Consider the following 18,895-nt stretch of genomic DNA (forward strand, 5'->3'; position numbering starts at 1 on the left):
TAATCTTTGTTCTACTGTTCGAGATTGATTAATAGTGACATTTAGCACATTCCCAACCACCTAATTCTTTAACCGTTATTTTTTTGTCCGCTAGGAATTTGTTGTATAATTTTCTGTCTTTTAGCAAACGGTTATGTATTTCGTTGTAATAGTTGCTTCCTTTTGAATCCAATGATCCTGAAGAGATTTCTTTTTCAGCGTGACATTCGATACACCATCCCATTGTCAAAGTAGCTTTTGTCAAAGGAATATTCCCTTCTACCTTGTTCAATTCAGCAACCGGTTGAACTTTCGCTGTTTCATTCATCTTCGCCATATCACCGTGACATTGCTTACAATCAACCTGACCTGCAACAACGTGTTGTTGGTGATTGAAGTAAACGTGATCAGGCAATACATGTACCTTGTTCCAGATAATCTCTTTTGTTTTTCCTGAATAGGACATGGTTGCAGGATCATATCCGGCAGCAGCATAAATCTTAGCAATTTTCTCTTGCTGTTCAGGAGTATTTCCAGCAATCTGTTTGTGACAGTTCATACAAACATTCACAGATGGAATACTAGCAGTTTTTCCGTTATCAACTGAATGGTGACAATACTTACAATCGATTTGATTTTTACCTGCATGGATATCATGCGGGAATTCGATTGGTTGAGACGGTTGGTAATCCTCCAATACACCGATCGAGTAAAGCGAAAGGAACAAGGAAACAATCAATGAAAGTGTAATCACCAATCCTCCAAGACCAACATAACGCTTGTACTTCCAAGCCCATGCCTTAAACTCCTGAGAGAATGAAAGCTCTTCATTTACCGATTGACCGTCGTTTTCTTTCGTTGCATTTCTCAACTGACGGCGAACTCCACCAACAGCCATAATGATCACAACGAAAACAACTCCCATCAGGATCCAAACCCATGAAAGACTGTCTTCTTCTACCTCACCGGTAGCAGACACAGAACCACCTGCGGATGCCCCGGCAGCTCCTGCATTAGCCGGATCATTCGGATCAGGTTGGGAATCAACCCAATCAAAAATCGCGTCGATTTCCTTTTGCTTTCCAGCCAAATCCGGAAATGTATTCATCGCAGTTGGTTTCGAGTTAGAAACCTGCTTTGCATACGGATCTGCTGCTGCTGCTGCACTCCAGTTAGCTACCCATTGATAGATAGACCCTTCTTTTGCTCCACCAGCTGTCCATTTATCACGGACGTGAAACAATTTGGGACCAGTACCATCTTTGTGAGGAGCGTGACATGTAGCACACTTCGCTTTGAACAAGGCTCCACCATCTGGAGCTTGAGCTAAACCATCAAATGCACCAACAACAAACACTGTTGAAAGCGCACCGATACACCATTGTTTTATACTTCTAAACATCTGATTATTAGATATTTTTGTTTCTACAATACGTTGTCAATACTATGTTAACACAGCAATTAACGTTGGCAAATTTAGAAGAATAAGGGGTTTCCGTGACAGTTTTATGACAATTTCTGCACGTGTTTTTTTAATTTAAAATGATTCTAAATAAGTTTATTCTTTCACATTTCTTAACAATACCCTAATTTGCTACAACTTACATCCGTTTCGGGTGGTTTTAAGCTCCTATTCCGGTATGATTTTTTTCAGTGAATTCAGTAATTGAGGATTGAATTGAGCACGTGCAAAATTTCAATTAACTTTGCCGAAAGATGTTCGATATGAAAAAAATGATTTTGATAACAACCCTATCGGTTATTTCCCTTTTCGGAAATGCACAAGTAGCTATCGTAAAAGACAGTAGAATTGATGATTTGGTGCGTAATCAAGGGCAATCGGCAACTCCGGAAATCAATGGATATCGTCTCCAATTGGCATTCGACACAAACAAATCATTCATTGACGATGCACGGTCGAAATTCGTTTCGATATTTCCGAAAGTGGACACGTATGTAGAATTCATCGCACCACATTATTTCCTGAAGGTTGGAGATTTCCGGACGCAACTGGAAGCCGAAAAGGTGAAAACGGCTACAGCTGCACAATTCCCTACAGGTTTCGTGGTGAAAGAGAAGATCAATTTACCGCGAATCGACCAGTGACTTCGACTCCGCTCAGCCAACTTATCCGATTCTATCCAGCAATTTTAATCCTTTAATTTCTAATTAAAAGGCTCTCTTTTGAAAGCACTGACCGGGTCAATCTGTCGATTTTATTCCGGTGACTGAGCGGAGTCGAAGGCACGAGAAATTGCTTTCCCCGCAACATACCCGCTTGAAACAGAACCCTGAATGAGGTACCCACCAGTTGGAGCATCCCAATCGATCATTTCACCGGCAACAAATACGTTTGGAAATTGATTCAATTCACCAAACTCTGAGATTTCCGAATCAGCAACTCCTCCAGCAGTCGAAATCACCTCATCGATCGGTCTGAATCCTTTGATTCCAATCGGAAATTCCTTGATCGCTTTTGTCAATTCCTTCGGATTCAGAAACCGCTCTTTGGAAACAAAAGTCTTGATCCAAAAAATAGCTACTTCACCCAATTTCAACTCTTTCAATCCTTGAGATGGATTTTTTGCCTTTTTCAAAATTTCAAAGACTTTATCACTCGTCATTTGAGGTTTGAAATCAACTTTAAAAACGGGTTTTTCCATTTTTCTTAAGGCGCCATTAATCGCATAAGCAGGTTTTCCTTCTACCCCATATTGAGTAATGGTTAAATCACCTGTACAGCTTTGATTTCCACAACTAGTCTGAATATTCTTTAAAATTTTTCCTTCCAGGTCACCCAGCCAGTTTTCATACAGAACCAAGCCCGAATTACTCGGTAGAAACTCATTCAGAGCAATCCCCTTTTGCGCAAGAATCGGAAACCAGGCTCCATCCGAGCCGGTTACAGACCATGATTTTCCGCCAAGGGCCAAAACCAGGTAATCGAAATCCAGCTTTTCCGTTTTGCCAGGGGTATTGAGCGAAGTCGAAATATCCACCTCAACCTGATTTTCATCAAAGTTCACAAAGCGTGTATTCAACATAAATTGCACTTTCGGAGCTAGAAATTCCTTCCAGGCATTCAACACCTGGATCGGTTTAATCTCATCCGCCGGAAAGATCTTTCCGGACGACCCCACTTTTGTCTCGATTCCTATTTGCTTCAGGAACTTGATCCAATCCTTGTTTGAAAACTGTCTGATTGCTTTCTTGATCCACTCTGAATCATACTTATCCCGAAATTCACTGGGTGTTTCAGAATGGGTCAGATTAAACCCGCCGTCTCCGGCAACCAGGAATTTTCTTCCTACACTGGCCTTTTGGTCCAATAATAGAATTTCACAATCGCTCTTCAACAATTGAGTGGCAGCCATCAATCCAGCTGGTCCGCCACCAATAATTATGATTCGTTTCAAATTTTTGACTGGTATTTTGAATAAATTAGTTCGTTCCAAACTCTTCCCCTCTCTCCTTCTCTCACACTGAAACAAAATGAGAAATACCTCTTCACTGGTTACACTTTCCAGACCCGAGTTTGAGTGCAATTATTAAAGGATTCACTCGCACACTCTTCCTTCACACCCGCTTAGCGGTAGTTGATGGTGATTTTTGCAGCCAGTTCCTTTGCCTTATCGGTAATCTGTTTTACTTCCTGATCTCCGGAATACAATACAACCGCCATCCTGCGATAAGGTCGTGTAGTTGGTTTTCCAAAAATACGCACATCCGAACCTTCTACTTGCAATACTTCTTCCAAACCGGAAAAAGTAGGCGCATTTTCTGATTCCTTATTCGCCAATACAACAGCACTTGCACCATTCTTCAAGGAGATGATCGATGGAATCGGTAAACCGAGAATTGCGCGTGCATGTAATTCGAATTCGCTAAAATTTTGGGTTCCCGCAAGTGTTACCATTCCGGTGTCGTGCGGACGTGGAGAAAGCTCAGAGAAATAGGCCCCTTCTTTCGTAATGAAGAACTCCACACCCCATAAACCGGAACCACCTAAAGCTTTGGTCACTTTCGCAGCCATATCCTGTGCTTCTTTCAAATGGTCGGGATGCATCGGCATAGGTTGCCAACTTTCCTGATAATCACCACGCTCCTGGCGATGACCTATCGGGGCACAGAACAACGTTTCTCCGTTATTTTGAGTCACCGTTAAAAGTGTTATTTCGTAATCAAATGGAATGAATTCTTCCACAATGACTTCTTTCAAATCACCACGTGAACCTTCAATTGCATAGGTCCAGGCTTTCGCTATTTCCTCTTTGGAACGGATAACGGATTGACCTTTACCCGAACTGGACATCAATGGTTTCACAACACATGGAATACCAATTTCCAAAACAGCCTTTTCAAATTCCTCCCCTGTTTTTGCATAGAGGTACTTAGCAGTCTTAACTCCCAAATCTTTTGCAGCCAAATCGCGAATTGCTTTGCGGTTCATCGTAAAATTTGCCGCTTTTGCTGAAGGAATGACCTGGATTCCCATTTTCTCATACTCGTAAAAACGTTCCGTACGAATCGCTTCAATTTCCGGAACAATCAAGTCCGGACGATGTTTTGCAACAATAGCATCCAACGAAACGGCATCCAACATGTTGATTACTTCAAATGAATCAGCAACTTGCATGGCTGGCGCATTTTCATAACTATCAACAGCAATGACTGTTTGTCCCAATCGTTGCAATGCGATCACAAGTTCTTTTCCAAGTTCACCGGAACCGAGGAGTAAAATTTTCTTTTGCATGGCACAAAAGTAAAGTTAAAAGTGAAAAGGAAGAATAAAATAAAGCATCGAATACGGATGAAGAAGGAAGGAGAGATTGTCCTCGTCATGCTGAATTCTACATTTTGAATGGAGAATACCCCGCACTTTTCCAGTTATTTACCGCAAAACAGCAATAAACTTTTAGCGGAAAATGACGTCATATAGATTATTAACTATATTTGAAATTAACATGAAGGGAAAATTAACAGATTTGTTGCACACATACAATGGGATTTCATTGGAAGAATTGTCGCGTGCTCCCCTAATGAATCGTGTCGATGAGAAATTTGCCTTTCCCATCACCAGCCTCGAAGCCTTTCTGGATGAAATGCGCCCCTATTACGATGTGTTAAACATTGACGGGAAAGTCATCTTTGATTATACCAGCCAGTATTTTGATAATTCAAATTACGGATTTTTTCAGGATCACCACAAAGCGATTCCCAATCGTTTCAAGGTACGAATCCGAACATATCTGGATAGCAACAAATCCTATCTGGAGGTGAAGGAAAAGATCAAAGGCAGAACAGATAAGAACCGGATCAATATTGATGGATTCACTTCCGATTTTTCGGACGATCAACGCTCATTCTTAGAAGAACGATTGCGCAAACAAATGGATTTACAACCTGTCATGGTGAATAGTTATCGCCGGATCACATTGGTAAACAAATTGGTGGAAGAACGTCTGACCATCGATTTTGATATTGTTAATGGAACTCTGGATACACCCAACTGCAAGAACCAGACACTTTCGTCCATTGTCATTGCAGAATTGAAACAGCCACGACTCGATAGAACTTCTCCATTCTATCAATTAATGAAACGGGAATTAATCCGTCCGTTTCGCATATCAAAATTTTGCTTTGGAATGATTGACCTATACGATGAAAATCGGCTGAAATCAAACAGATTCAAACAAAAAATGCTACTTATACAAAAACTAATAAAAAAATCATCACATGCTTCTCTCCCACAAGCCAGACTTTGAATTGTTTGGTATTTCCCTTTACAACTCGGACCTCTACCCTCTTTTATTTAGAATGACCGTAAACCTGGTGGTTTTAGTCATCCTTATTCGTTTCATGTACTATACCAAAGCAAGAAGAAAAGATTACCTTTTCACTTACTTCATGATTGGAATGATTACGTTCTTCCTGTGTTTCGGATTGAAGAAACTGGATATTGACACAGGAATGGGGCTGGGACTCTTCGCTATATTCGGGATTTTGCGCTATCGCACCGAAGGTATTGAGATCAAGGAGATGACCTATCTGTTCCTGGTAATCGGTCTATCGGTTATCAATGCATTGGCATCCAATAAGATCTCATTGGCAGAAATGGGCGTCATGAACGGCGCATTATTGCTATTGGTAGCCGGTTTGGAATACTTGTGGCTGCTGAAACACGAAACACGCAAAATCATTGTTTATGACCGGATTGATCTGATCCAACCGGAGAAATACGACGAAATGGTAGCTGACGTTCAAAAAAGAACCGGATTGAAGATCAACCGGATCGAGATCGGTAAAATCGATTTCTTGCGTGATGTTGCCCAATTGATGATCTTCTATGATGGAGACATTCAATCATTCGGAACCGGAACCGGACCAAGTGATTCGGAGTAAATCAACGATATTCAAAATATAAACAAGCAGGGGCGGAAAATTTTCCGCCCCTGCTTGTTTTCAAAATGCTGTAGGTTGTTTGATCGGATTATTTCCGAAATCATTGTAGTTTTACAACACCAATATGACCTTGCCAAAACGAATGAACACGCAACTCACAACAGACTTATGAAATACTTAGCGCTCCTTTTTTTGATGATTAATGGTCATTTATTCAGTCAAGTAGTCAATACGGGGATGACAGCTAATTACGACTCATTGGAAGTTGGAAAAGTAAAGATCGGAGGTCTAATTGATGCCTACTATGGTTTTGATTTCAATCACCCGGAAACTTCCGACAGACCTTACTGTGTTTCATCTCCTCGCCACAATGAAATCAATATCAACCTGGCTTACATCGAATTGCAGTATATCAATAAACGCGTACGTGGGAGATTGGTTCCCGGATTCGGAACGTATGTCAACGCAAACTACGCAAACGAAAAAGGCAGTCTGAAAAACCTGATTGAAGCAAACGTAGGAGTTCGCATTTCAAAAAAAAGAGATATCTGGGTCGATGCTGGAATCCTCGGTTCGCCCTTCACCAATGAAACAGCTATTTCCAAAGATCACTTGATGTATACACGTTCATTTGCTCCGGAATACGTACCCTACTATTTGACCGGTGTAAAGGTGAGTGCGCCGATTGGACAGAAAATAAAAGCATCCGGATATATTCTCAACGGTTGGCAGGTGATCAGCGATGTGAATAATCCGCTTTCAGTGGGAACTCAGATTGAATACCGACCATCAAAGACCGTATTGATTAACTGGGACACTTACGTTGGCGATGAATCCTCCAAGTTAACTCCGGATAATCGTACACGCTATTTCACAGATCTTTATTTAATCTATAATTCCACCAAGAAATTTTCGATGACCTCTTGTGCATATATCGGTGTGCAAGACAAAAAAGATTCACTGGGCATTAAATCACAAGCTATTTGGTGGCAAGCCAATTTGATAGCAGGTTATCAGTTCACCAAAGCGATCTCATTGGCAGGTCGAATAGAGTATTATAATGATCTGAAATCCGTACAAGTTGTTCCGATAACCTCTGTAAAAGGATTTGATGCTTATAGTGCGGGATTGTGTTTGAATGTAAAAGTGGGCGACAATGCCCTTTTCCGTTTGGAAGGACGATCATTCTATTCAGATCGGAAAATGTTTATCGGTCAAAACAAACAGGAAACGAATTGGAGCAACTTGCTGATCACTAACCTGACAGTTTGGTTCTAGTAAACATCCCTTAAGCTCGTCTGAGCATAGATAATCTCTACTTTTGAAAACAAAACAGTACTAACATATATTATGACGATAAGCACTTCTAAAAGAACAGTAAATAGAATATCCTTTTTAGTCATCTTTACAATGTTAGCTCTAGGAACAATTCTTAAGTTCTGTTCAGACAACTACCGGCAAAAATCACTTAAAAAAACAAGGGAAACTTGGGCAATAGTTACTCAAAAACCACAATGTGGCAAGGGATGTTTTATTAAGTACAAATATTTGAATAATCAGAATCAATTTGTTTTTTCAAGCGATTGGGGAGGTAAAGTCGGAGACTGTCACAAAAACCGAAAATTAGGAGATACTATTTTTATTCGCTATTCAATTTCTGATCCTGAAATTACGGAGATGCTTCATTGTTTTTGGAACGAACGATTAAAAGAAAAACTATTGAACAAATAGGGAATCTGAAGAATAAATCTGCGTCATCTGCGTGCCAAAAACAAAAAGGGCATTCCAAAGAACACCCTTCAATAGCATAAGCTTATACGAGCACCATGCCCGTGCTAATCTACCAATTAAACTTCTTCTTCTCTTTCGGTTCCTTTGCTGGTTTCACCTTCTTTTCTTTCGTCATTTCCGGAAAGTGAACTGCCAAGCCAAAACGGATGTTCAATGCATTCAACCATTCTTTATGCGGTTCCTGCTTACCATAGATATTCGATAAGCCCAACGAATAAGAAGGAATCAGGTAAACCGAAGCAAACCTTGAAAAACGGTACTGAACCCCTGCTGAAAACAACAGATTGATTCCCGCACTATTCAATCCTTCAATGGTTCTTGTATCCGGAATATCCAAACTATTACCAAGCGAATCCATGGCAGTCGTTTTCGTTTTCAAGCTCAAAGGAATATAAGGCTGAATACCCGCTCCTGCAAGGAATTGAACTTGTTTTCCATACGTGAAATACACTTGTATCGGCAAAGCAAGCATGTTATACTTACGGTCGTAGCTATAGGAACTGTCATTTCCAGCAACTGTCGATTCAAACTGATAGGATTCTCCATAGCGATCGATAGACAAACCTGCTTCGATGCTGAAGTATTTATGAATACGGTTCCGGATCCCTAACTGGTAGGTCCAGCGATTCACCATCTTCTCATCTGCTCTCAAACCAACTGGTCTACCAAACAGATCCCCGTTAGGCTCAATTTTGTGGGAACCGATACTGTAACCGGCACCGATAAACGCAGTAAAATCCATCAATCCTGCATCCGGATCATATTTTTTACGAGGAGCCTTTTCTTCCTTCTTGGATTCTTCGGCTTGTTTCTTTTTAGTATCTTCTACTTTTCCTGTAGAAATTTGTGAATGATTCACAAAAGGACTAAAAATTAATAACGTTAGGACTGCTAATTGTTTCATGAAAAGCTTATTTTTGGTAGAATTGTAAAGATACAATCTTTGGTTAAAAAATCGGTTACACTTAAAATACCTATCAATGGCTAGAAAAGAAAAATTGCCTAAGAAGAAGAAAAGTTTTATTCGCAGACTTTTCAAATGGACAGGACTTACCCTGTTATTCCTACTAATTGCAATCATCCTGATCCCTATAATTTTCAAGGATGAGATTAAGGAACTGGTATTGAAAGAAGTGAGTAAATCCCTGAAAGCTGATGTAACCATCAAAGACTTCGATCTGACCTTTCTATCCACATTCCCAAATGTCACTATCCAATTATATGACACGAAGGTAACAGGTAGAACGGAATTTAAGGGCGTAGAGTTGGCAAGTGTCAAAACTATTGAGGCACATGTAGGTTTATGGGATGTAATCGGTGGGGATGAAATCAAAATCAACGCAGTTCATATTTCCGATGCCAAGTTCGATATACGCGTGGATCCGGATGGAAAAGCGAACTACGATATCGTGATTCCGGAAGAAGACAAACCGGTTGAAGACAAGGGGCCATCCAAATTTAAAATGTCTTTACAAGAATACTCTTTAAAGAACATTGAGATCGTTTACGACGACCAGGCTTCCGATATGTATGCAAACATCAAGAACCTGAACCATACCGGAGAAGGTGATTTAACAGCAGATGTGATTGATTTTGCTACCAGCACACAAATAGATGAATTGACCTTGGAAATGGAAGGCTTAAGCTACCTGTCCAAAGTGAAAACCAACGCAGACGTGAACCTCTTAATGGAATTCAAAGAAGACGATTCCAAATTCACCCTGAAGGAAAACAACTTTGCCTTGAATAATTTCAAGATGTCATTGGATGGGTTCTATCAGATGTTGAAAGACCACGATCAGATGGATTTGAAGTTGAACACGAAAGAAATCAGCTTCAAGGATTTGTTGTCATTGGTGCCAAGCTTCTACCAAAGTGGTTACGAAAGCATGATCGCGAAAGGTGATTTGAAAATGAACGGCGAAGTGAAAGGCCGGATGGATGAGAAGAACCTACCGGGATGGGATTTCGGGTTGAATGTGAAAAATGCCAGCATCAAGTATGCCGGATTGGGTTCAATCAATAACATCATTGTAGACGCAGGTTCGAAATTCGCAGGAGGTTCCAACTTGGACAAAATGACCTTGGACGTGACGAAATTCCACTCGGAGTTTGTTGGGAACCTAATCGATGCCAATTTGAAATTGCGCAATCCGATGACAGATCCTTTGATCGATTCCAAACTGAAAGCACGAGTGAACCTGGCAACCATCGGCAAAGTAATGCCATTGGCACAAGGGGAATCGTATAAAGGAAAACTGAACGCGGATGTCTCATTGAACGGACGCATGAGTTCCATTGAGAAAGAGCAATACGAGAAATTCAACGCAAAAGGGGTGATCGAATTATTCGACTTCCTGTACAAATCAAAAGACCTGAACGAAGATGTGAATGTCAAAGACCTGACTTTGCGTTTCAGTCCGCAAAACCTGTCCCTGGAAAAAATGCATGCAAGCATGGGGAAATCAGATTTCGCTATGGACGGGAAAATCGACAATTACCTGGGTTATTTGTTTGGAAACAGCAAGGAAGACCAATTATTGAAAGGTGCGTTCAACTTCAACAGTAACAACCTGGATCTGGATCAGATCATGGGAGTTTCCAATGCTCCTGCAGCCGCAAATACGGCTTCTGCTGAACCTGCTCCGGTAGACCCGAATGCAGAACCGCTTTTGATCCCTGAAAATGTGGACTTCAATTTGAATACCAATATCCAGAAATTGCATTACAACGGAATTGATGTGAACAACATCAAAGGAAATGTAAATATGAAAGAGGAAGTGGCTTCCCTGAACGGATTAACCATGAATACCATGGGTGGAACCGTTGGATTACGCGGAAGCTACAGCTCCAAAGACCACAACAAACCGGCAATCGATTTGGGATACAACCTGAAAGAGATCGACATCCAGGAAATCACATCCCACTTCCTGACAATCGGAAAACTGGCTCCGGTTGCAAAATATGCAAAAGGGAAATTCAGCTCCAACCTGAATATGAAAGGTGATCTGACAAAAGCATTGGAACCGGTTTACAATACATTGACCGGTGACGGGGATTTCTTCACCAATACCGTGAATGTAAGCGGATTTGAGCCTTTAAAGAAATTAGGCGATGCTTTGAGCATGGATAAGATCTCCAATCAGACATTCAGGGATGTGAAAGCATTCTTCAGCTTTAAGGATGGAAAAATGAGCTTGAAAAAGCCTTTGAAAATCAAGATGAGCGGAATTGATACGGAAATCACAGGTTCCACTTCGTTCACACAGGATATCGACTACAAAATGTTGCTTCAGGTGCCAAAAGCAATGATTCCTGGTGGAATTATCAAAGCAGCTGAGCAGGGAATTTCAAAAGTAAATGGATTAGCTCCGAAATTGAATATCGGTTCCATTCCGGACATCATTCCTGTAAATGCCCTGGTGGGTGGAACGGTCACCAAACCGGTCATCAAAACCGATTTCAAGGAGGCCTTGTTGAAAGCTACCGGAAACCTGAAAGACAACTTGAAGGAAAAAGGAAAAGAAGTGCTCGACAAAGCGAAGGATTCCGTGAAAACCATCGTGAAGGATAAGGTGGAAGAGGTGAAAAAAGACCTGATCGCGGAGAAAAACAAGATCATGGCAGATGCACAGAAAGAAGCCGACAAACTGAAAGCCGAAGCGAAAAAAGCGGCAGACCAGGTGCGTGCCGAAGCAGACAAGCAATGCAACGATGGAATGGCTGCAGCCGGAAGCAATCCTATCAAGAAAAAAGGAGCCGAAGTAGTTTGTAAGGAAGTGAAGAAAAAAGCCGAAAGCAGTGCAACCAAAATTGAACAGGAAGGAAACACCAAGGCAGATGCAATCATGAAGAAAGCTCAGGATAAAGCAGATGCTGTGAAATAAGTGAGATCATAAGAAAAAAATCCCGTTTCGGCTAAGCCAAGACGGGATTTTTTATTTATCAGTGTTATTCAGAGATCGTATGTGACTGTCTCGTTGCGAACAACTTTGCGGTATGAACCAAGTACAAAATTCGGGCGTTCATAAAGCGAATGAATGTAATTCATCATCTCTACCGTATTCAACACCCCAAATTCTTTTCTGCGGTCGTCCATTTTATAATTCTCATAGTTAGTATCCCCTTCTGATGAATTCGAAAGATGCATCAATAATTCCGTCGTGTGAAGTTTCCCTTTATCACGAATCCTTTCCAGCTCATCCACAAGCCAGGAGACACCCATTTTGAGCGGTTGTCCATACCAATGACCACACATGGAATGCGGTGTTCCTCCCGCCTTTTCCTTCAGGATTCGTTGGCGTCTTTCCATCGTGTTTTCAGACAACCCCTTAGTTAGAAGCAAAGCAGTTCTTTTATTATGCAAACACTCCGCCAATGCCTTAACAGCAGCTAACTTAATCGGATCCGCACCCTTTTCGGGAAAATGCTTCACCCCTTTTACCTGATCCCATCTCAAGGGACTTCTTGCCGGAACCTTGTGCTCTTCTCCCAAATGTGCAATAACACTGCAATAATACTCATCGAATAAATGCACATTTTGATGAGAGGAAAAACTGTCAATTCGTTCACCTCCGATAATATTTTTCAATTTATTGAATTGTGCCGTTAATTCCTCCGCCATATCGTCGTTGGCCGAAGGATGGTACGCCCAGTTTTGCAAGCGGCGGAAATGATACACATCTCCGATTTTTTCAGTAAATGAAGTTTCCTTTTGCACCACGCTCGGACCGAAGGTCGTACAAAAATGCAGCCCGATACCGCATAAATTTCCGGATTCGTTAATGGCAGAAGCAAGTTCACGGATTTGATCCTCCGTTGCCATATTCGCCAATACCTGAACGGAGGTGACCGTTTTTCTTCTTACGGAGAACAGAGTGCCCTCATTCACTCCCGGATTCAATCCATAATCGTCTGCAGTTAAAATTAGTTTGCTCATGTGAATAGTTTAATACTGTAAAATAGGTAATTCAATTGGGCCAATCCGGTACTTCTATCATTAGAACCCTGAAAATAAACGCAATATGATACAATAATAAAACAATATTTTCTATTTGGGAAAGACCTTTAGAAATTATAAAACCGGATCCGGTAAATGAGCTTCACAATCAATTACTTCCTTGTTTTTTTAAGTGCGGGCAGACTGAATTCTTTTGGAGATTAATCTTTTGGTAAAACCTCCTTTCTGATACGCTCTATCAATTCATCAAAATAATCTTTACCGAATAAAGATTTACCTTGTTTTAAACGGTCATCATCCAGTACAAAACCTTTAGTTAGGTACTCTCTTAAAACATTGGTCGCCCAAATACGAAAACGTGTTGCGTTTTGAGAATTAACACGGTAACCAACTGAAATAATGGCATCTAGGTTAAAGAACTCTATCTCTCGATTTACTTGTCTATTCCCTTCTTGACGAACTACTCTATTTTTTCGAGTAGTTGAATCTCTGTCTAACTCTCCATCGTTGAATATGTTGAGTAAATGATATGTTTAACCCAAATCTTTAGTAACCTTCCTCATATACAACTCATTCCGCGCTTTCAACAAGCCTTCCAGAATCTCCGAAGACAAGTCAACCAACTCTTTCTCATCATGAACCAGGTCAATCGAATTTACGCGTTTGGTCTGTTCAAAATACCAATCTGCCAGTTCATCCGAGATATCCGCTTCCTTGATGCCCGAAAGAATAAAGATCTGCTTATAGAGATTGAGATGCAGCGGACTCGTATCCAAGCCGCTAAGACTTAAGTGGTGAAAATGCTTGTGCACCTTCAGGTCATCCACAATGAGGCCAATGAGCAATTTGAACAAATCCTCAAAAGCAATGGTAATCGAATGTTTAGTGTTCATAGAGGTTTAAGATTTCATGTTCCATTTTCAATAGTTCAGCTTCGATCAGTTTCATCTGCCACTCCATCAAAGCTGTTTCAATTTCGGTGTATGTCAAGCGACCTTCTTCATAGAGAAGTAAACTTTTCGTGTAAATCAATTGCAAGTTATCCGCTAATTCCCTGATTTGTTCCAGCTTCGCTTTGTTATTCAACCGGTATTGCTCTAGCTCCAATTGGTGTTTCTCCAATAACCTATCCGCCACTTCCTTTTTGCGCTCGATTTCCAGTTGCTTGACTGCATTCAATTGGTTTGTCTTCAACCATTCTCCCCGATTAAAAAGAGGAACGTTCAAAGAAACACCAATTCCTTCATAGAGATTTTGATTGATTTGATCCGTGTATGATTTTGTAGGACTTCCAGGCAGGGAATAGTCCTTGTTATTGGTGGAAAAACCGGTTCCGACCAAGCCGCTCAACGAAATGCTTGGTAACATATCGGAGCGATCTGATTTCAATTGATGCCTCAGTAATTCCAATTCAATTTCAAGTGATTCCAATCGGTACTTTTCCTGAAGTTTCAGTTTATCCCGGATCATGGAAGTGGAAGTAAAATCTACCGTGAAATCAGTTCTCAAAGGTGAACCCATCAAAAAGTTCAGTTGCATGGTCTTTAATTTCCATTCATTTGAGAGGTTTGAAAACAATTCCTGTTCCCTCAGCAAGGAATGCTGGCTTTTCAATGTGTCAATCACATTGATCCGACCCTCCCGGATCAACAGACGCTGAATGGTTTGTATCTGAATGTATTTTTCGATTCGGGATTGCGTTAATTGTTTTTGTTTAGACAACTTGCAAAGCGTGACGTATGTCTCAATCACCTGAATTTTCAATTCATTCAGTTTGGCACTTAAAGCAAGTTCGTTCAGCTGAATGGTAGTCGCATACACCCTGCCTTTGCGGAAGTAATTGAACCCATTGAACAACTGCACACTTGAATTCAATCCAAAAAATTGGGAGTTCACTGAACTTGTAGCAAAGGTATTGGTGAATGGATCAAGTCTACGTCCAAAAGAAGTATTGACTCCGGCATTAGCAACCAGATTGGGGAGTAAACTCCACCAATGAAATTGCTTATCCAACCGGGAACTACATATCAGACTGGATTCTGTTGCAGTTTGACTGGAATTTACCAATGCCCGATCAATACAAGTTTGCAAGGTCAGTGATTGCTGGCTCAGTGAACTTGAAACGATCAAAGGGAATCCTATGTACAAGAACCATTTCATTTGATCAGATCTGTGAATTGTTCGAAGAAACGCGCCAATAAGCGCTTGTTTTTTGTAATGATCTTTGCCACTCCCTTTAATTGGGCTTTCGGCGGGATTATTTTATGGTAACTGGTCTTCAACTGCTTCGGTAAATCTATTCCAACCTCGTATTTTCCTGCCCGATCGATTTGAGTCATGCTCGATACCCTGCCTTCCAATACTCCAAATTCTGATTTTGGAAAATCAACTAACTCAATAAATACGCTTTGGCCCACGCGAACTTTTCCAGCGCCTGAAGCCTTGATAGCCGCCCGTGCCGAATAACCACTTCCTTTCGGGACAATAACAATAGAGGCTTCATTGGTTTTATAGAAACGATTTACTTGAAGTGATTTATTAAATAGTACTTTCCCGGAACAGGGGGCAATCCATGCAGAATTTTTCTCCCATATCCTGAAACTGTTTTTAAGTGCAGTAACTCCGACTTGAATCTCAGTCAATTTCTGCAAATTTTTCATTCGGTCATCGTGTTCCAATCGCAAATATTCTTTTCGCAACGAGTTGAGTGTGATCAGGTTTTGAACGTGTGACTCTTTCTGACTCTGGACAGATTGCTGAGCTTGTGTTTTTGTGCGTTTATCCTGCGAAAGTGTCTGCTTTGAAATAGCACTTTGATCTGCCAATCTTTCGCTGCCTGCCAATTGCTCTTCAATCAATTCATACTCATCTTCGGAAAGGGTGATTTTCTTACTCGAAATAGCTTGCAATTGTTCCCGAAAAGCAATTTCACGCTGAATGGACGCCAGTTCTTTCTGAATAATATTTTCCAAATGCTCCCTGTTCCATTCATTAATTTTGGATTGGATGGTTGCCCATTGCTCCTGAAAAGTACCCAATTGCATTTTCCCGGCAGATTCCGGAATCAGCTGTTGAAACCCGGCATTCAATTTTTCAAGCTGATTCAAATAATTGGTCGCTTTTTGAATATCCTCCGCCTTTGCCTGAATATCAAACCGGGCGATCAGGTCGCCTGCTTTAACTACTTCATTTTCTTTTACGTTCAAGGTTTTTAGCTGAATATAGCTTTGATTGGAAAGCTCGATTGGCGCTTTGGATCCGGTCACTACAACATCTCCGCTTACTTCATCCGGATAGTTGATGAACCAAGCCAATCCAACAACAATGAGAATAGCAATTAAAAACATTCCACTTCCCGAACGGATAATCCAAGCCGGTGGATGTGAAAGCATCTCATTCATTGGTTCGCTTTTCAATTCAATGGGTATCTCTTTTCTCTCTTCCATCGTTATGAATTGATTTCAGCCCCATCCATTTTCTCCAACTCCAACTGACTTTGAACAAGCGTATAATAAGATCCACGCAATGCTATCAGTTCGGGATGTGTTCCTTTCTCAACAAGAATTCCATTCTCCAATACAACGATTTGATCCGCATTTTTCACCGTACTTAATCGGTGCGCAATGACTACGGCTGTTCTGCCATCAAAGAACTCATCCAAATTGTGCATGATGATCCGCTCATTCCTGGAATCAAGGGAACTGGTAGCTTCATCAAAGAACAAGATCGCGGGATTTTTATACACTGCACGGGCAATCAGAATACGCTGTTTTTGTCCGCCACTGATTCCAACTCCTTCACTTCCGATCTTTGTATTATAACTTAATGGAAGACCTTCTATAAAATCCTGAATATTGGCTATTTGCACCGATTTTTTCAGTTTTATCTTGTCAATCACTTCTTCTCCAATTGCAATATTATGTGCGATTGTATCATTAAAAATATAGCCATCTTGCATGACTGAGCCGCAATTCTCCCTCCAAATCCGTTGTGTGAAATTTCTCAGATCAGCAGAATCAAGACTTATCTTCCCGTTTGTTGGCTCATAAAATCTTAAAAGAAGTTTCATTAAAGTGGTTTTTCCACTTCCGCTTGCGCCAACAATTGCAGTCAATTTCCCAGAAGGGATTGTCAGATTAATCCCTTCCAAAACGTTGGTTTCATGACCCGCATATCGAAAAGTCACATCTTCAAGAATTAGATCTTTGTTCACTGGAAGTTCATTCAATCTCTCCGAATTTTTTGGTTCTTCATCTTCCTTATCATGAATTTCAATAAGCCTTTCAAGAGAAATTCTAGCATCTTGCACAGAATAAATGAATGCGAGGAATTGGGAAATTGGCGCGTTCAACTGTCCGATTATGTAAGAAACTGATAACATCATTCCTAAAGTCAACTGTCCATCTATAACTAATTTTGCAGTGTAAAAACTCACCAGGATATTCTTGAGTTCATTGATAAATGTTGCGCCGTTACTTTGCAACTGTTCCAATCGGAGGCTTTTAATGCGCAATTTGAACAATCTGACTTGTATCCGTTCCCAATCCCAACGTTTTTGTCTTTCCGCATTATGCAATTTGATTTCCTGCATTCCAAGAATCAATTCCACTATTTTTGATCGATCTTCTCCTCCTTGTGAGAAGCGTTTATAATCTAAATCTTTCCTTCTTTTAAGAAAGGTTCGAACCCACAGAAAATAGATTGCACTTCCTACTAAGAAGATTAAAAAAACCGGCAAACTATAAATAACCAAAACAATACTGAAAACCACAAAATTGAAAAAGGAGAAAAGAACACTCAATGTCTGATTTGTGAGAAGCGTCTCTATGCGATGATGGTCGTCAATCCGGAGCATCAAATCTCCCATCTTTTTACTATCAAAAAACGAAATGGGAAGTCTCATCAATTTGATCAAAAAGTCTGATACCAATGAAATATTAATCCGGGAACTTAGATGCAACAGAACCCAACTTCTGATAATATCAACACTCATTCTACCAATAAAGACAAACAATTGTCCAAACAGGATCAAGTAAAGAAAATGAACATCCTTATTTTGAATACCAATATCTACCACACTTTGAGTTAAAAATGGAAAGATCAATTGCAAAAGACTTGCAGCAAATAATCCAAAACTCAACTGAACCAACAATTTTCTGTATCCTTTTAAATACTTAAAGAGAAATCTAAATCCATTTCGATCATTCCCCTTATGATCTTCATCATTCTCTTTCAATAAAGGCGTCGGTTCAAGTAATAAAACAAGACCTTCCTCTGTGTTTTCATGCGCATGAACTCCAATCCAACTGTTTAAAAATTCGGTTTTGGAATAAACGAGTTTTCCTCTTCCCGGATCAGCAACATATATTTTTTCTCCTTTAATTTTATATACAACCACATAATGTTGCTTATTCCAAAAACAAATACAAGGTAACGGAGCTTCTTTCTTTAAGCTTTCCAAATCGATTTTCACTGCCAAGGTCCGAAAACCAATAGTTTCTGCTGCGTCACTAATGCCTTGTAAACTGCTTCCCAATCTGGTAGTTTCAGATAAGCCACGCAATTTTTCCAAGGAGAATGAACTCCCATAATATTTGGCAATCATGCGCAAACAAGTGGGTCCGCAATCCATTGAATCCGGTTGTAGATATGTCCGGAAGGGTCTCATTTGGGTACGGATTTAATAATTAGTTGATGAACCGGAATTATATTCGGATAACGCATTAGGTACATTTAATTTTCAATTTGAGATATATGAGATTC

At 40.4% G+C, this 18,895-nt stretch carries 16 protein-coding genes; 6 read left to right on the forward strand and 10 right to left on the reverse strand.

All coding sequences use genetic code 11. From position 1 onward, the window contains the following. Window positions 1–28: 28 nt before the first annotated feature. Complete coding sequence (locus tag AAG807_RS00230; protein ID WP_341899705.1) at window positions 29–1,381, reverse strand: cytochrome c3 family protein; 1,353 nt, start codon at window positions 1,379–1,381, stop codon at window positions 29–31. 323 nt (window positions 1,382–1,704) lie between these two features. On the opposite strand from AAG807_RS00230, the gene AAG807_RS00235 reads away from it, so the two are divergent. Next, window positions 1,705–2,085: a hypothetical protein gene (locus tag AAG807_RS00235; RefSeq protein WP_341899707.1), complete on the forward strand. Its 381-nt coding sequence runs from the start codon at window positions 1,705–1,707 to the stop codon at window positions 2,083–2,085. A 110-nt stretch (window positions 2,086–2,195) separates the two neighbouring features. Here the strand turns inward: AAG807_RS00235 and AAG807_RS00240 are convergent, their stop codons facing one another. Continuing rightward, window positions 2,196–3,395 carry a TIGR03862 family flavoprotein gene (locus tag AAG807_RS00240; RefSeq protein ID WP_341899709.1) on the reverse strand — a complete coding sequence of 400 codons (1,200 nt, stop codon included), beginning with the start codon at window positions 3,393–3,395 and terminating at the stop codon, window positions 2,196–2,198. Window positions 3,396–3,565: 170 nt separating this feature from the next. Next, window positions 3,566–4,732, reverse strand: a complete 1,167-nt coding sequence (gene purT / locus AAG807_RS00245; RefSeq protein ID WP_341899711.1) for a formate-dependent phosphoribosylglycinamide formyltransferase — start codon at window positions 4,730–4,732, stop codon at window positions 3,566–3,568. Window positions 4,733–4,943: 211 nt separating this feature from the next. Here purT and AAG807_RS00250 point away from each other — a divergent pair, with 211 nt between their 5' ends. The 4 genes from AAG807_RS00250 (at window position 4,944) to AAG807_RS00265 (ending at window position 8,112) form a co-directional block, all read left to right on the forward strand. Then, window positions 4,944–5,744 carry a polyphosphate polymerase domain-containing protein gene (locus AAG807_RS00250; RefSeq protein WP_341899713.1) on the forward strand — a complete coding sequence of 267 codons (801 nt, stop codon included), beginning with the start codon at window positions 4,944–4,946 and terminating at the stop codon, window positions 5,742–5,744. Next, window positions 5,716–6,381 carry a DUF4956 domain-containing protein gene (locus tag AAG807_RS00255; RefSeq protein ID WP_341899715.1) on the forward strand — a complete coding sequence of 222 codons (666 nt, stop codon included), beginning with the start codon at window positions 5,716–5,718 and terminating at the stop codon, window positions 6,379–6,381. Before AAG807_RS00250 ends, AAG807_RS00255 begins: the two co-directional genes overlap by 29 nt. A gap of 168 nt (window positions 6,382–6,549) precedes the next feature. Continuing rightward, window positions 6,550–7,659: an outer membrane beta-barrel protein gene (locus AAG807_RS00260; protein WP_341899716.1), complete on the forward strand. Its 1,110-nt coding sequence runs from the start codon at window positions 6,550–6,552 to the stop codon at window positions 7,657–7,659. Between the two features lie 72 nt (window positions 7,660–7,731). Continuing rightward, window positions 7,732–8,112, forward strand: coding sequence for a hypothetical protein (locus AAG807_RS00265; protein WP_341899718.1), 381 nt, complete (start codon window positions 7,732–7,734; stop codon window positions 8,110–8,112). 109 nt (window positions 8,113–8,221) lie between these two features. Here AAG807_RS00265 and AAG807_RS00270 read toward each other — a convergent pair whose 3' ends face one another. Then, entirely contained in the window at window positions 8,222–9,076 is an 855-nt protein-coding gene (locus AAG807_RS00270) for a hypothetical protein (protein WP_341899720.1), read from the reverse strand. Between the two features lie 76 nt (window positions 9,077–9,152). Here AAG807_RS00270 and AAG807_RS00275 point away from each other — a divergent pair, with 76 nt between their 5' ends. Continuing rightward, a complete protein-coding gene (locus AAG807_RS00275; RefSeq protein WP_341899722.1) occupies window positions 9,153–12,059 on the forward strand; it encodes an AsmA-like C-terminal region-containing protein in 2,907 nt (968 codons plus the stop codon). A 68-nt stretch (window positions 12,060–12,127) separates the two neighbouring features. Here the strand turns inward: AAG807_RS00275 and AAG807_RS00280 are convergent, their stop codons facing one another. From AAG807_RS00280 to AAG807_RS00305, 6 genes are all read right to left on the reverse strand, one after another. Continuing rightward, a complete protein-coding gene (locus AAG807_RS00280) occupies window positions 12,128–13,111 on the reverse strand; it encodes a ChbG/HpnK family deacetylase (RefSeq protein ID WP_341899723.1) in 984 nt (327 codons plus the stop codon). A 221-nt stretch (window positions 13,112–13,332) separates the two neighbouring features. Next, on the reverse strand, window positions 13,333–13,647 hold the full coding sequence (gene rhuM / locus AAG807_RS00285; RefSeq protein WP_341900762.1) for a RhuM family protein: 315 nt from the start codon (window positions 13,645–13,647) through the stop codon (window positions 13,333–13,335). An 18-nt stretch (window positions 13,648–13,665) separates the two neighbouring features. Then, entirely contained in the window at window positions 13,666–14,025 is a 360-nt protein-coding gene (locus AAG807_RS00290) for a hypothetical protein (protein ID WP_341899725.1), read from the reverse strand. After that, complete coding sequence (locus AAG807_RS00295; protein ID WP_341899727.1) at window positions 14,015–15,292, reverse strand: TolC family protein; 1,278 nt, start codon at window positions 15,290–15,292, stop codon at window positions 14,015–14,017. The genes AAG807_RS00290 and AAG807_RS00295 overlap by 11 nt, the downstream gene beginning before the upstream one ends. Next, window positions 15,289–16,578, reverse strand: coding sequence for a biotin/lipoyl-binding protein (locus AAG807_RS00300; RefSeq protein ID WP_341899729.1), 1,290 nt, complete (start codon window positions 16,576–16,578; stop codon window positions 15,289–15,291). The genes AAG807_RS00295 and AAG807_RS00300 overlap by 4 nt, the downstream gene beginning before the upstream one ends. 2 nt (window positions 16,579–16,580) lie before the next feature. Beyond that, the gene (locus AAG807_RS00305; RefSeq protein WP_341899731.1) at window positions 16,581–18,800 is read right to left on the reverse strand and encodes a peptidase domain-containing ABC transporter; all 2,220 of its coding nucleotides are present in this window, start codon (window positions 18,798–18,800) and stop codon (window positions 16,581–16,583) included. Window positions 18,801–18,895: the final 95 nt, after the last annotated feature.

This window comes from Fluviicola taffensis DSM 16823, assembly GCF_943372375.1.
In the GTDB taxonomy this organism is placed as follows: Bacteria; Bacteroidota; Bacteroidia; order Flavobacteriales_D; family Crocinitomicaceae; genus Fluviicola; species Fluviicola taffensis_A.

Coding starts and splice junctions, on each gene's coding strand:
- AAG807_RS00230 (WP_341899705.1), bottom strand. CDS start 1,381: ATGTTTAGAAGTATAAAACAATGGTGTATCGGTGCGCTTTCAACAGTG.
- AAG807_RS00235 (WP_341899707.1), top strand. CDS start 1,705: ATGAAAAAAATGATTTTGATAACAACCCTATCGGTTATTTCCCTTTTC.
- purT (WP_341899711.1), bottom strand. CDS start 4,732: ATGCAAAAGAAAATTTTACTCCTCGGTTCCGGTGAACTTGGAAAAGAA.
- AAG807_RS00250 (WP_341899713.1), top strand. CDS start 4,944: ATGAAGGGAAAATTAACAGATTTGTTGCACACATACAATGGGATTTCA.
- AAG807_RS00255 (WP_341899715.1), top strand. CDS start 5,716: ATGCTTCTCTCCCACAAGCCAGACTTTGAATTGTTTGGTATTTCCCTT.
- AAG807_RS00260 (WP_341899716.1), top strand. CDS start 6,550: ATGAAATACTTAGCGCTCCTTTTTTTGATGATTAATGGTCATTTATTC.
- AAG807_RS00265 (WP_341899718.1), top strand. CDS start 7,732: ATGACGATAAGCACTTCTAAAAGAACAGTAAATAGAATATCCTTTTTA.
- AAG807_RS00270 (WP_341899720.1), bottom strand. CDS start 9,076: ATGAAACAATTAGCAGTCCTAACGTTATTAATTTTTAGTCCTTTTGTG.
- AAG807_RS00275 (WP_341899722.1), top strand. CDS start 9,153: ATGGCTAGAAAAGAAAAATTGCCTAAGAAGAAGAAAAGTTTTATTCGC.
- AAG807_RS00280 (WP_341899723.1), bottom strand. CDS start 13,111: ATGAGCAAACTAATTTTAACTGCAGACGATTATGGATTGAATCCGGGA.
- AAG807_RS00290 (WP_341899725.1), bottom strand. CDS start 14,025: ATGAACACTAAACATTCGATTACCATTGCTTTTGAGGATTTGTTCAAA.
- AAG807_RS00295 (WP_341899727.1), bottom strand. CDS start 15,292: ATGAAATGGTTCTTGTACATAGGATTCCCTTTGATCGTTTCAAGTTCA.
- AAG807_RS00300 (WP_341899729.1), bottom strand. CDS start 16,578: ATGGAAGAGAGAAAAGAGATACCCATTGAATTGAAAAGCGAACCAATG.
- AAG807_RS00305 (WP_341899731.1), bottom strand. CDS start 18,800: ATGAGACCCTTCCGGACATATCTACAACCGGATTCAATGGATTGCGGA.